Genomic DNA, 13279 nt, shown 5'->3' with positions numbered 1-13279 from the left:
CGGCGATCCAGCCAGGGAGGCGGCTATCTAGAGGGCCAACCCAACCTCGTCAACCCGGCTTTTTCAGCTTCTTTTCGAAAGCTCCGGAGGAACCGGAAAACACTCGAAAACGGATCGACCCTCAGTCCAGTTCGCCGCCAGCAAACCCAAGTGATCCAAGGGATCCCTCTAGTTCGCCCCGGCGGCGACCCGTCCGAGGAGGCGGCTGTCTAGGCCCCTCCCATGGGGGAGTCAACAGCGCTCGTGACGGTTCGGTGAAGATCGTGGGGAGAACCCTGCCCCGCCCCTTGGATCCTGGCTGTGGCGCATTGTCGGGCGCAGCCACGCACACCTTGTAGAAAGCCTCGCCACGTCATTTAAGAGACGAGACCAGGAGACACATAAAGCAATGCTCTCGCAGAAGGCCCGCTATGCGCTTCGCGCACTCGTCGAACTGGCGCGTGCGGACGGCGCCCAGGTGACGTCCGGGGAATTGGCGGTCCGCGCCGACGCGCCGCGCAAGTTCCTGGAAGCGATTCTGCTGGAGCTGGCCCGCAACCGCGTGGTGGTCAGCCGGCGCGGCAAGTTCGGCGGCTACACCCTGGCCCGCCCGGCGGCCGAGATCAGCTTCGCCGAGGTGATCCGGGTGATCGACGGCCCGCTGGCCCTGGCCCCCTGCGTCAGCCGCCTGTCGTTCCGCAAGTGCGAGGACTGCCCGGACCTAGCCACCTGCGCCCTGCGCGAAGCCCTGCTCCGCGCCCGCGACGCCACGTCCGAGGTCCTGGAAGGCTACAGCCTCGCCGACGCCGCCGCCTCGGCAGGCGCCGAGGTGTTCGAGCACCTCTGAGTCGTCAGCGGCGGGTCTCTACCGGCTTTAACGGAAAGCCCTCCACGAGCAAGCCTCAGCCCGTGGCGATATAGGCCTTGAGCCCGTCGGCCTCGGCTTCGACCTCGGAGATCTTCCACTTCACCAGGTCGCCGATGGAGATGATCCCCACCAGGCGCTCATCGACGCAGACCGGCAGGTGGCGAATGCGGCGGTCGGTCATCCGGCCGAGCAACGAATCCACCGTCTCGCCCGGCTCGGCGAAGATCACGTCATGGGTCATGAAGGCGGCGACGGACTTATCCAGCGCCGCCACGCCCTCCTTGGCCACGGCCCGGACGAGGTCGCGCTCGGAAACGATGCCCACCACCCGGTCGGCGTCCAGCACCACCATCGCGCCGACCCTGCGCGAATGCAGCAGCGCAAAGGCGGCGCTGATGGTTTCAGCCGGTCCCACCGTGAACACCAGGTCGCCCTTGGCCTTGAGGATCTGAGACACCAGCATCTGCGCGTTCTCCCTGTACCGTTGGAGAAGCGTCGCGCAGGACGCCTGGAAAATCAACGTTCTCGCGAAAACGTCAAGCTTCCTGCGGGCGGACGAAACGGCCGAACGGGCCGATCAGGAGCAGGCCGGCCAGGTAGCCGAAGATATGCGCTTCCCAGGCGACGCCCGCGTCGCCGAGGCCGGGCGCAAAGCCCACCAGCGCCAGCAACAGGTTCACCGCGATCCAGGCGATCGTCATGCTCACCACCGACGGGCTGAAATAGGGGCCGGGCGTTTCGCGGCCCATCAGCCGGGCCGCGGCGCCGACCAGGCCGGCCACCGCGCCGGAGGCGCCGATCATCAGGGTCGTGCTGCCTGGATTGGCCAGGCCGTAACCCAGGCCCGCGGCGGCTCCGCACAACAGATAGAAGACAAGGAAGATCAGCGCCCCGCGCGGGCTGGCGCCGAAATAGCGGGCCACCGGCGTGCCGAAGGCCAGCGCCGCCCCGCCGTTCATCAGCGCGTGCGCCCAGTTGCCGTGCAGGAACATGGACGTGAACAGGATCTCCCAGCGCCCCTGCGCAAAGCCCGCCGACGAGAAGGCGTAGGTCTGCAGCAGCCAGTCCTGCGGCAGGAAGGTCTGCGCCAGATAGCCGAGCACGATCACCAGCGTGGCCACCACTGCCGGCCAGGGGGCGTTGAAAATCGGCTGCCGCTCGTGGTCGCTCAAATCCCGCTCTCCAAGCCCGATCCTCAAAAGACCGGCGTTCACTTTATTCCGCGCGCCTTAACCAAATCGCGAGGGTCTGGCCCTTAGATACACGCAAGTTCGGCCGGGCTTATGTGCAATGTGCGACCCGGCTGTCGTCTTTTTCGGGGTGGGGACTTCCCAAAGGCCATGGCCGCAGCACCTTTCACAGCTCTGCGTGGGCTGGCGTTCGCCACGCTCGCAAGCCTCCTGGCCGTCGCCTCCGCGCACGCCCAGTCGATGACCGCCAATTCCGCCGACTTCAACGCCGGCTATGGCCGGCGCGCCGGCTCGGAGAACCACCCCGTCAACGTCTCCACCCGCGATGCGAACGGCAACCGGGTGATCGTCGACGGCATCATCCAGACGGGCGATGACCAGTCCAGCTTCGCCTTCGGCTCCGGGGCGGGCGAGGCCTATTCGGGCGTCGGTTCGCTGGGCGGCGGCTCCACCGCCATCGGCAACAGCCTGGTCGTGGTCACCCAGGGCAACTACAACACCGTGATCGTCAACTCGACCCAGACCAACAACGGCAATGTCTCGGCCGGTTCGAGCCTGAGCGGAGGCGTCGCGCCCGATGGTCAATAAAAGCGCCTTGCGCGTCGCCGCGCTGCTCAGCGTCGCCTCCGTCGCCCTGTCGGCCTGCGTCACCCCGGTGGCCGGCCCCGGCGGCAACTACGCCCAAAGCATCGGCACCGCGCCGGTGACCGTCAATCCGACCCCCTATTCCGACGCCCTCGTCTGCATGGCCGGCTATGCGCGCAACACCCGGCTGGTGGCGCCGCGCATCGCGATCGGCCGCATCGCCGACTACACGGGCAAGTCGGAGTCCGACGGCTCGGGCCGCAAGATCACCCAGGGCGCCTCGCTGATGGCCATGTCGGCCTTCGCCAAGGCCGGCATGCCGCTGGTCGAGCGCTTCGACACCTCGGTGTCGGAGCTGGAGCTGAAGTACGCCAACAACAAGCTGATCTCCGACACGCCCAACCCGGCGCCGGACCAGGCGGCCGAGTACCGCCGCATCCTGGCCGGCCAGGTGCCCGGCTCCGACTTCTATGTCGCCGGCGGCGTCACCGAGCTGAACTACAATATCCGCTCGTCCGGCGTCGACGTGTTCGGCGGCGACGTGGACGCCCGCGACCCGAAGGGTTCGTTCCGCGGCCGGCTGTTCGTCATGAACATCGGCCTGGACCTGCGCCTCATCAACACCCGCACCCTCGAGGTCGTGGACGTCATCTCCTATCAGAAGCAGGTGATCGGCCGCGAAGTCGGGGTCGGCTTCTTCGACTTCCTGAACGGCAACGTCTTCGACATCTCGGCCGGGGCCGGCGCGCTGGAGCCGATGCAACTGGCGGTCCGCAGCCTGGTCGAGCGGGCGGTGGTCGAGATGACCGCCAACCTCTACGGCATGCCGGGCCCCGAGGCCTGCCTGAGCTATGACCCGCTGGGCGCCGGCACGGTGGGCGTGACCGGCGGCTACGTCCCGGCCTACAACAACCTAGGTAGCAACAATGGCCAGACGCGCGAAGATCCTTCTCGTTGGAACGCTCGCCGCGATTCTTCCGTGCCAAGCCGCTACTAGCCAGACGCCGCCCAGCGCCGTCCTCAACAACCAGATCCAGTTGGGCGACGTCTTCAGCCAGCAGACGCTGAACGTCGTCGAGGTCAGCGACTTCACCACGGGCTCGTCCACCGCCAGCGGCAACGCCTATAAGGCGGCCAGCGACCGCTACGACATGGACGTGCGCTCCTATCAGGAGACGCAGGGCCAGGTGAGCGCCGACACCCGCCTCGACGTCGCCGTCAGCTCCGGGCAGACGACCAGCCTGGCGACCAAGGCCACCGGCAACTTCGTCCAGGCCAGCGCCTATGGCGCGACCATGACCGGCGTCTACACCCAGGCGACGGGCGCCGACGCCGTGACCGCCCACAGCCACACCGAGGCCCCCGACGGCCGCACCGGCGAGATCGCCAGCCAGACCCAGGCCGCCGGCAACGCCCAGGCCTTCGGGCTGGAATATGCCTCGGCCGGCGTGCGGACCAGCCAGACCAACGCCGCGACCGTCACCTCCGACGGCGGCGGGGTCTACGGCTACGTCCCGGGCACGGCCAGCTTCACGGCCACGACCGCCGCCAACGACGTCGCCCTGTCGGGCGCCAACGGCTCGGCGGCCCGCATGATCGTCGACCAGAACAACGTCGCGCCCCTGACCCAGGCCGCCCAGTTCACCGCCTTCGCCAATGTCCAGGACGCGGTCACCACCGCCACGGCCGCCGGCAACAACGTCAACGCCGTGAACGAGGGCCACCTCCTCGACGTCACCGCGCGCCAGAGCAACGAGGCCTATGTCCGCGCCCAGACCGCGTCGGCCGCCTATCAGTACGGCTCGGCTTCGGCCTCGGCCTACGGGGTCGGCAACGCTATCGTCGCCGGCGACATCGGCGGCGAGCTGATCCTCGACACGGTCCAGTTCAACGACGGCGGCGGCATCGAGGCCGTGGCCCGGTTCGACGGCACGGAGGGCTATGACGCCCGGGTCAGCGCCACCGCCTACGGCAACTCGGTCATGGGCTATGCCTGCTCCGACTGCCAGGGCCGCCTGGACGTGAACAACGACCAGGCCAACCACGCCGACGTCGGCGCCCAGAGCGTCGTCAATGTGACGTCGGGACGTTCCGCCCGCGGCGTCGCCAACGCGGTCGGCAATTCGGCGACCTACTACGTCAGCCGCCCTTCAGGCCAATAGCCGCCTTTCTGCGCCCCAACCGCGCCTTGCGAAGGCCACGCTCGCCTGCGCATGTTTCCCAGCTTCACCTGTCTCGGATCCGTAACACCTGATGCGACGTCTGTTCAGCGCGGCCTCCGCGCTCGCTATCGCCCTGTCCATGCCCGTGGACGCTTCCAGCTTCCCGCTTCCGAAGCTGGGACGCGGGAAGGAGGCGCCGGCGGCGGCAGCGGCGGCGGCGGTCGAGCTGAAGCCGGGAGAGTGGGCCCAGGCGCGGTCCGACATCGCCGCCGATCCCAGCATCCGGTTCGGCGCGCTGCCGAACGGCATGCGCTACGCCATCCGCAAGCAGACAATTCCCGCCGGCCAGGCCGCGATCCGCCTGCGCTTCGACGCCGGCTCGCTGATGGAGACCGACGCCCAGCAGGGCCTGGCGCACTTCCTCGAGCACATGGCCTTCAACGGCTCCAAGGCCGTCCCCGAAGGCGAGATGATCAAGATCCTCGAGCGCCTGGGCCTGGCCTTCGGCGCCGACACCAACGCCTCCACCAACTTCGACGAGACGATCTACAAGCTGGACCTGCCGCGCACGAACGACGAGACCGTCGACGCCGCGCTGATGCTGATGCGCGAGACGGCCGGCGACCTCACCCTCGACCCCGGCGCGATCGACCGCGAGCGCGGCGTGGTGCTCTCCGAGGAGCGCGCCCGCGACACCCCGCCCTATCGCATCTATCAGGAACGGCTCGGCTTCTTCCTGAAGGGCCAGCGGCCGCCCACCCGCTATCCGATCGGCAAGGTCGAGGTGCTGCAATCGGCGGCGGCCTCCGAATTCACCGACTTCTATCATCGCTACTACCGCCCCGAGCGCGCCGTGCTGGTCGCCGTCGGCGACTTCGACGTCGATGCGATGGAGGCCAAGATCAAGGCCAGGTTCGGCGACTGGGAGCCCGTCGGCCCCGCCGGGACCGCGCCGGACCTCGGCAAGGTCGAACCGCGCAAGACCGAAGCCAAGCTGGTCATCGAGCCCGGAGCCCCGCTGTCGATGCAGATGGCCTGGGTGCGCGGCCCCGACCTCGCCCCCGACACCACCGCCAAGCGCAAGGCCGAGCTGGTCGAGCAGCTCGGCTTCTCGGTGGTCAACCGCCGCCTGCAACGCCTGGCGCGCGGCGGCCAGCCGCCGTTCATCGCCGCGGGCGTCTTCAGGAACAACGAGTACGACGCCGCCGAAACCACCCTGCTCATCGTCAACGCCGAGCCGGGCCGCTGGCGCGAAGCCCTGGCCGCCGCCGAGCAGGAACAGCGCCGCGCGGTGCAGTTCGGCGTCCGCCAGGACGAACTCGACCGCGAGATCTCGGAATATCGCGCCAACAAGATGGCCGACGCCGCCGGCGCCGCCACCCGCACCCCTGCCCAACTGGCCGGCGAGATTATCGCCTCGATCGGCGACCAGGAGGTCGTCACCAACCCGGCCCAGGATCTCGCCCTGTTCGAGGAAACGGTGAAGGACCTCAAGGCCGAGCAGGTATCGGCCGCCCTGAAGGCCACCTTCAAGGGCGAAGGCCCGCTGCTGTTCATGGCCTCCCCGCAGCCCATCGAGGGCGGCGAGGCCGCCCTGCTGGCCGAACTGGAATCCTCGCGCAAGACCGCCGTCGCCGAACCGGTCGCCGCCACCGAGGTCGCCTGGCCCTACGTGTCATTCGGCGGCGCGGGCAAGGTGGTCGAGACCAAGGACGCCCCCGACCTCGACGCCACCTTCATCCGCTTCGACAACGGCGTGCGCCTGACGGTCAAGCCGACCCGCTTCAAGGACGACGAGATCCTGGTGCGCGTGAACGTCGGGGACGGGCGGCTGGATCTCGCCAAGAACGCCCCCAGCCTGGGCTGGGCGGCTGGCGCCTATGTCGAGGGCGGGCTCAAGCAGATCAGCGCCGAGGACATGGAGCGCGTCCTGGCGAGCCGCGTCTACGGCGCCCAGTTCGGCGTCGGGGACGACGCCTTCGTCTTCTCCGGCAACACCCGGCCCGAGGACCTGGACGTCCAGATGCAGGTCCTGGCCGCCTATGTGGCCGAGCCCGGCTGGCGCGCCGAGGCGTTCAAGCGCCTGCAAGGCGCCTATCAGACCGCCAACGACCAGTACGAATCCACCGACTCCGGGGTTCTCAGCCGCGACCTCTCGCGCCTGCTGCATGCGGGCGACAAGCGCTGGGCGTTCCCGACCCGCGAGCAGATCGCGGCCGCCAGCCTCGATCAGTTCAAGGCCATGATCGCGCCGGCCCTAGCCGATGGTTCCATCGAGGTCGTGATCGTCGGCGACACCACCGTCGAGAAGGCCACCGAAGCGGTCGCCCGCACCTTCGGCGCCCTGCCCGCCCGCAACGGCGCGGCGGTCTCGCCCGAGCAACGGGATGTCGGCTTCCCGGGCGGCGTCGACAAGCCGGTGGTCCTGACCCACAAGGGCCGCGCCGACCAGTCGATCGGCTATATCGCCTGGCGGACCAACGACTTCTTCGCCGACCCGCAGCGCGCCCGCGACACCGCGGTGATGGGCGAAGTGCTGGAACTGCGCCTGATCGAGGAACTGCGCGAGGCCCAGGGGGCCACCTATTCGCCCAGCGTGGTCTACAATCACAGCATGGTCTGGCCGGGCTGGGGCTACGTCTCGGCCAGCGTCGAGATCCCGCCGGCCAAGCTCCCCGACTTCTTCGCCGACGTGAAGAAGATCGCCGCCGACCTGCGCGACAAGGAGGTCAGCGCCGACGAGCTGGCGCGCGCCAAGAAGCCGCGCATCGACCAGATCGAGAAGGCCCGGGAGACCAACGGCTACTGGATCGGCGAACTCTCCGGCGCCCAGGCCGACCCCCGCCGCCTCGACGCGACCCGCGGCCTGATCCCCGGCACGGAAAGGGTTACCGCCGCCGACGTCCGGCGCGCCGCCCAGGCCGTGCTGAAGGACGACGGCATGTGGATGCTGGAGGTCATGCCCGCCAGGAAATAGGGAACCGCGCCGATCGTCGCGGACCGCGCGGCATAGCGTCATATGGTCAAGCTGGGGCCGCGCTGGCTCTATCCCCCCAGCGAATCCGCGGCGCTGTCGCGGGACTGGAACGGCAGTTGGGGGGCCTCGCCCGTATCAGCGACCCCATCGCGCATCGCCTGAGCCTTGCGCGGCTCCGGCAATGGCCGACTGCGGCTTTCCGTTCTCGGAGACCAACGGGCCATACCCGACGCCGGTCATCCCGGCGAAGGCCGGGACCCAAGCGGAATCGCAAACAAAAAAGCAGCGCTCCAGCCTGGCCGAAGCGCTGCTTGGGTCCCGGCCTTCGCCGGGACGACCGGATGAGAGGTACAGCTAAGGATTTGGAATCCCTAGCTGCGAATTGCGGCCCGCCCCTAGTAGACGTAGCCGCCGACGCCGCCGTCGAGGCTCATGCTCGTGGAGACGCTCTCGGCCACGCGCTCCTCTTCCTCGCGATAGGCGGTGTACTTCTCGACCTCGGTGATGGTCAGCACCTTCACGCCGGCCCCGAAGCGACGCAGCAGCGAGCGCTCGTTGCAGTCGCGGGCCGGGGTCTGGCGGCGGCATTCCACCTTGCCGTCGCGGCCGTGATAAAGGGCGTCGCCCTTGCGGCAGGCCAGGGTCTTGCCGCCGCTGAAGTCGATCTTGCCGTCGAAGTCGGCGATCGTCGCCTGCAGCCAGGTTCCGGCGATGCAGCGATAGAGTTCACCTTCGTATGAGGCGTCGATGTCGCGGTCGGGGCGCACCTGCGACGCCGGGTGCGGGATCTGGCGCGCATCGATGCAGACCGCCTGGATGACCACGCGGCGCGTGCGCATGCGGCTGGCCTCGTAGGCGACGCGCTTCATGCGCTTGCCGGCGTCGACATTGAGCTGGACCACGCCGGTGGAGATGGGCGGCGAGAAGCCGCCGCCATAGCCGCCACCGCCGTAATAGACGGCCGCGCCGGCTCCTGCGCCGGCCCCTGCCCGCGCGCCGGCGCCCGCATTGGCCACGGCGACGCTCACGTTCGAGACGTGGACGTTGACGTTCGGGCCGCCCGGATCGCCGCAGCAGGGCGTGGTCGGCGGCGGGGGCGGCGGCGGAGGCGGGGTGCAGCACGGCGGCGTCGGCGGCTGGCAGCACACCGGCGGGGGCGGCGGCGGCGCGCAGCACTGCGCCGCGGCGCTCTGGGGGACCGCGCCGGTCAACAAGAGAAGGCCAAAGCCGAGCATCAAGCCCAGCAGGGTCGAACGCGTCTTCATGGATGGCCCCTCCAAAGGCCAGCCGACCGCCTCGGCGGAATTGGCAATTCTCGGCAGTAAAGCTTAGGCGGCTTAAGAATCTCTGAGCCTGGAAGCATCCCGGCGTCTCGTTCTGGCACGGCCGCGGCCTGGCCCGATTCTGCTTGCAAGCCCCATGCGGTCGCCGAAGGCCGCATCGGAGGCGTCGAGATGTTCCATTCGAACACGCAGCAGATGATCGACTACTGGCGCAGCAAGAGCGGCGTTTCCGGCCTGCCCGTGCGCTCGGCCATCGATCCGACCGAGTTCGCCAAGCTCGCGCCCCAGGCCTTCGTGCTCGGCCGCGAAGCCTCGGGCGTCTATCCGGTGCGGCTCACCGGCGGCCTGGTCTCGGAGCTGCACCAGCGCGACCTGCGCGGCCGCAACTTCCTGACCCTGGTCGATCCGCTGGGACGCCTGGAGCTCCAGACGGCGCTGGAGACGGCCCGCCGCCGGCCGGAACCGATGGTCGCGCGCATCGACGCGCTCAGCGACCACGCCACCCTGGACCTGGAACTGCTGTTCGCCCCGATCGCCGGGGGGCCGGGGTCGCCGGAGCGCTATCTTGGCCTCTATCAGCCGATCTCGCTGGTCGCAGCCCTGCAGGACGAGCCGATCCGCCGGCTGGTCCTGCGCGATGTCCACGGCGTCGGCGCGGCCAACGAGGAAACCCACCGCCTGCGGCTCGCCACCCTGGACGGCCGCTGGGTCGCCTAGGGCGAGATCCGATCGGATTTCGCTCTAGACCCTTTGAATCTAGAGTATTTTCTCCGGCGGCCGCTTCAGCGGAAAATGCTCTAAAGCGCCGCGCCGGCGTCGTCGAGGATCCGCGCCACGGCCTCTTCGGCCAGGGCCCGCGCGTTCGGCGCCCGGAACAGCTTGGCCTGCTGCTGATAGGCCAAGCTCACCCCGATCAGTTCGAAGACCAACTGCCGGCAATAGTCCGGCGGCGCCCTGCCGGCCTTGGGCAGGTCGGCGGCGATCCGGGCCAGGGTGTCGTGCCACTCGCGCTGGGAGGCCACCAGCCGGTCGCGGATCAGGCCCGGCCGGTCGTCATACTCCTGGGCGGAAACGGCGAAGATGCAGCCGCGCATGTCCGGCTCGCCGTCGACCCAGTCGAACCAGCGCCCGATCAGGGCGTCCATGCGCGCGCGGCCGCGCGGCTGGGCCAGGGCAGGCTCGATCACCCGCGCCCGGAAGCGCTCGATCGCCTCCTCCAATACAGCGAGTTGCAAGGCTTCCTTGGACTTGAAGTGGGCGAAGAGCCCGCTCTTGGAAAGCTCCAGGCTGTCGGCCAGCGGGCCGAGGGACAGGCCCTCCAGCCCGAGCGTCACAGCCTGCTGCAGAGCCCGGCCGACGATGGCCTCACGTGTCGCGGCGCCTTTTTTCATGCGCCGCACATTAGCACGATCGGTCGTTTTTTCAAGAATCGGCGGCGGACGCCTCGTCCAGCGCCGCCAGGTCGTCCGGCGTCAGCCGGATCCGGGCCGATCCCATCAGTTCGTCGAGCTGCTCCAGGCTGGTGGCCGAGGCGATCGGGCCGGTCAGCCCCGGTTGCGCCATGACCCAGGCCAGGGCGACCTGCGCCTGCGAGGCCGACTTCTCGGCCGAGACCCGGTCCAGCGCCGCCAGGATGCGCATGCCGCGCGCATCCATCATCCGCTTCACGCCCTGGCCGCGCGGGCTCTTCGAAAGGTCCGCCTCGGTCCGGTACTTGCCGGTCAGGAAGCCCGAGGCCAGGCCGTAGTACGGAATCACCCCGACCTCGTTATCGATGCAGACCTGCTGCAGACCGCTCTCGAAGCCGGCGCGCGCATAGAGGTTGTAGAGCGGCTGCTCGCTGTTGTAGCGGGCCAGTCCCTTGGCCTCGCTGATCTCCAGGGCCGACTTCAGCCGCTCGGGCGTGAAGTTGGACGAGCCGATGGCCCGGACCTTGCCCGACTTGACCAGCCGGTCGTAGGCCTCGGCAGTCTCCTCCTGCGGGGTGTCGGGATCGTCGCGGTGCGACTGGTAGAGGTCGATATAGTCGGTCTGCAGCCGCTTCAGCGACGCCTCGACGGCCTCCACCATGTACTTGGCCGAGAGGCCCTTCATGCCCTCGCCCATCTCCGAGCCGAACTTGGTGGCCAGCACCACCTTGTCGCGCTGGCCACCCTGGGCCAGCCACTTGCCGATCACCGTCTCGGAGGCGCCGCCGCCGGCCGGCGCCCAGCGCGAATAGACGTCGGCGGTGTCGACCATGTTGAAGCCGCCGGCCACGAAGGCGTCCAGCAGCTTGAAGGACGTCGCCTCATCGGCGGTCCAGCCGAACACGTTCCCGCCGAGCACCAGCGGCGCGACCTTCAAATCGGACTTGCCCAACCTGCGCAGTTCCATCGTCGCCTCCATCTTCAAATGTCTGAAAGAATAAGGAAAAAAGCCCTCCCCGATCGGAGAGGGCCAGATAATAGCGCTAAGCGGCCTGCTGGTCGTCCCCGTAGACCGGCGCGTCCTCCGCCGGCAGCGCGGCCCGGCCGCGGAGCATGTCGGCCGCCTTCTCGGCGATCATGATGGTCGGAGCATTGGTGTTGCCGCCGACCAGGGTCGGCATGACCGAGGCGTCGATCACCCGCAGGCCCTCGACGCCGCGCACCTTCAGTTCGCCGTCGACCACCGCCATCTCGTCGCCCGCCGCGCCCATCTTGCAGGTGCCGACCGGGTGATAGATCGTCTCGGCGTGCTTGCGGATCCAGGCGTCGATCTGCTCGTCGGTCTCCACGTCCTTGCCTGGGAACAGCTCCTCGGTCCGGTAGGGGTCGAGCGCGGCCTGGGCGGCGACCTTGCGCATCATCCGCACGCCTTCGCGCAGGGCGCGGCGGTCTTCCTCGGTGGAGAGATAGTTCGCGAAGATCGCCGGATCGTCCGACGGATCGGCCGAGCGCAGGCCCACCCGGCCGCGGCTTTCCGGCCGGAGCTGGCAGACGTGGAACGTGAAGCCGTCCTTAGGAACGGCGACCTTGCCGTGGTCCTGCATGATCGCCGCGACCGTGTGGATCTGCAGGTCGGGGCGGTCGAGATCGGGGCGCGACTTCAGGAACGCGCCCGATTCCAGGAACTGCTGGCGGCCCAGGCCCTTGCCGAAGAAGGCGTAGTTCATGCCGATGGCCAGGGTCTTGATCAGGCCCTTGCGCAGCGAGTGGGCGGTGATCGGCTGCGGGCACTCCCAGGACATGGTGACGTCCAGGTGGTCCTGCAGGTTGGCGCCCACGCCCTTCAGCGCCTGGACCACCGGAATGCCGAACTTGCCCAGTTCCTCGGGATCGCCGATCCCCGACAGCAGCAGGATCTGCGGCGACTGCACGGCCCCGGCCGACAGCAGCACCTCCCTGTCGGCGTGCGCCACGCGCTTCTGGCCCGACTTGGCGTCGATGTATTCCACGCCCGTGGCGCGGCCGTTCTCGACGATGATCCTGCTGGTCCGCGCGCCGGTGAGGCAGGTCAGGTTGGACCGCGACAGGGCCGGGTGCAGATAGCCGCGCGCGGCGCTCCAGCGCTGGCCGTCATGGATGGTCAACTGGTAGGGGCCCCAGCCCTCCTGCTGGAAGCCGTTGAAATCGCTGGTGACCTTGAAGCCGGCCTGGCGGCCCGCCTCGATCGTCGCCGAATAGATCGGGTTGGGCGTCGAGGCCTTGGACACCTTCAGCGGCCCCTCGCCGCCGTGCCAGGCGTCGCCGCCGCCTTCCAGGCTTTCCGAGCGCTTGAAGTACGGCAGCACGTCCCGGTAGGACCAGCCCTGCAGGCCCATCTGGCGCCACTGGTCGTAGTCGCGGGCATGGCCGCGGATGTAGATCATCCCGTTGATCGACGAGGAGCCGCCCCAGCCCTTGCCGCGCGGCCACCAGAGCTTTCGGCCTTCGAGATTGGGTTCGGCCTCAGTCCAGAAGCCCCAGTTGAAAGTCCCGGGCTTGCCGATCAAGGAGCCGACGCCGGCCGGCATCTTCACCAGGATCGAGTTGTCCTTGCCGCCGGCCTCCAGCAGCAGGACCTTCACTTGCGGATCCTCCGTCAGTCGGTTGGCGAGCACGCATCCGGCGGACCCCGCGCCAATGATGACGTAGTCGAAGCGATCCATGTGTTCCGTCCCTAAACACTGTTAAGTTATCCGCACCCTGACCCAAGCCAGGGCTCGAAATCAAGCGGCAGGGCCGGCTTTTTCGGCGCCCTAACGTCAGGTTTGGCGGCCCGCGCCGCAGGAA

Annotated in this window: 12 protein-coding genes; 6 read left to right on the top strand and 6 right to left on the bottom strand. The window is 68.7% G+C overall.

Going from position 1 to position 13279, the window contains the following annotated elements; translation table 11 throughout:
* Window positions 1–388 precede the first annotated feature (388 nt).
* On the top strand, window positions 389–826 hold the full coding sequence (locus tag RTL41_RS07420; protein WP_312162894.1) for an Rrf2 family transcriptional regulator: 438 nt from the start codon (window positions 389–391) through the stop codon (window positions 824–826).
* Window positions 827–881: 55 nt separating this feature from the next.
* Here the strand turns inward: RTL41_RS07420 and RTL41_RS07415 are convergent, their stop codons facing one another.
* Together RTL41_RS07415 and RTL41_RS07410 are read right to left on the bottom strand one after the other, a co-directional pair.
* Entirely contained in the window at window positions 882–1310 is a 429-nt protein-coding gene (locus tag RTL41_RS07415) for a CBS domain-containing protein (protein WP_312162892.1), read from the bottom strand.
* A 73-nt stretch (window positions 1311–1383) separates the two neighbouring features.
* Complete coding sequence (locus RTL41_RS07410; RefSeq protein ID WP_312162889.1) at window positions 1384–2019, bottom strand: rhomboid family intramembrane serine protease; 636 nt, start codon at window positions 2017–2019, stop codon at window positions 1384–1386.
* A 168-nt stretch (window positions 2020–2187) separates the two neighbouring features.
* On the opposite strand from RTL41_RS07410, the gene hfaA reads away from it, so the two are divergent.
* From hfaA to RTL41_RS07390, 4 genes are all read left to right on the top strand, one after another.
* On the top strand, window positions 2188–2625 hold the full coding sequence (gene hfaA, locus RTL41_RS07405) for a holdfast anchoring protein HfaA (RefSeq protein ID WP_312162887.1): 438 nt from the start codon (window positions 2188–2190) through the stop codon (window positions 2623–2625).
* Entirely contained in the window at window positions 2615–3619 is a 1005-nt protein-coding gene (gene hfaB / locus RTL41_RS07400) for a holdfast anchoring protein HfaB (RefSeq protein ID WP_312162884.1), read from the top strand. Before hfaA ends, hfaB begins: the two co-directional genes overlap by 11 nt.
* Window positions 3549–4784, top strand: coding sequence for a holdfast anchor protein HfaD (gene hfaD / locus RTL41_RS07395; RefSeq protein WP_312162882.1), 1236 nt, complete (start codon window positions 3549–3551; stop codon window positions 4782–4784). The genes hfaB and hfaD overlap by 71 nt, the downstream gene beginning before the upstream one ends.
* Window positions 4785–4875: 91 nt before the next feature.
* Window positions 4876–7761 carry an insulinase family protein gene (locus RTL41_RS07390; RefSeq protein WP_312162880.1) on the top strand — a complete coding sequence of 962 codons (2886 nt, stop codon included), beginning with the start codon at window positions 4876–4878 and terminating at the stop codon, window positions 7759–7761.
* 395 nt (window positions 7762–8156) lie between these two features.
* Here RTL41_RS07390 and RTL41_RS07385 read toward each other — a convergent pair whose 3' ends face one another.
* Window positions 8157–9026 carry a hypothetical protein gene (locus tag RTL41_RS07385; RefSeq protein ID WP_312162877.1) on the bottom strand — a complete coding sequence of 290 codons (870 nt, stop codon included), beginning with the start codon at window positions 9024–9026 and terminating at the stop codon, window positions 8157–8159.
* 189 nt (window positions 9027–9215) lie between these two features.
* Here RTL41_RS07385 and RTL41_RS07380 point away from each other — a divergent pair, with 189 nt between their 5' ends.
* A complete protein-coding gene (locus tag RTL41_RS07380; protein ID WP_312162875.1) occupies window positions 9216–9761 on the top strand; it encodes a PAS domain-containing protein in 546 nt (181 codons plus the stop codon).
* An 80-nt stretch (window positions 9762–9841) separates the two neighbouring features.
* Here the strand turns inward: RTL41_RS07380 and RTL41_RS07375 are convergent, their stop codons facing one another.
* From RTL41_RS07375 to RTL41_RS07365, 3 genes are all read right to left on the bottom strand, one after another.
* Complete coding sequence (locus tag RTL41_RS07375; protein WP_312162873.1) at window positions 9842–10435, bottom strand: TetR/AcrR family transcriptional regulator; 594 nt, start codon at window positions 10433–10435, stop codon at window positions 9842–9844.
* A 31-nt stretch (window positions 10436–10466) separates the two neighbouring features.
* The gene (locus tag RTL41_RS07370) at window positions 10467–11420 is read right to left on the bottom strand and encodes an aldo/keto reductase (RefSeq protein ID WP_312162871.1); all 954 of its coding nucleotides are present in this window, start codon (window positions 11418–11420) and stop codon (window positions 10467–10469) included.
* A gap of 76 nt (window positions 11421–11496) precedes the next feature.
* Window positions 11497–13155 (bottom strand): choline dehydrogenase, encoded by a 1659-nt coding sequence (locus RTL41_RS07365; protein ID WP_312162869.1) that lies wholly within the window; start codon window positions 13153–13155, stop codon window positions 11497–11499.
* Window positions 13156–13279: the final 124 nt, after the last annotated feature.

This window comes from Phenylobacterium sp., assembly GCF_031984885.1.
Taxonomy (GTDB): domain Bacteria; phylum Pseudomonadota; class Alphaproteobacteria; order Caulobacterales; family Caulobacteraceae; genus Phenylobacterium.
The sequence above is the reverse complement of the archived record's forward strand: the minus strand, read 5'-3'. Positions and strand labels throughout refer to the sequence as shown.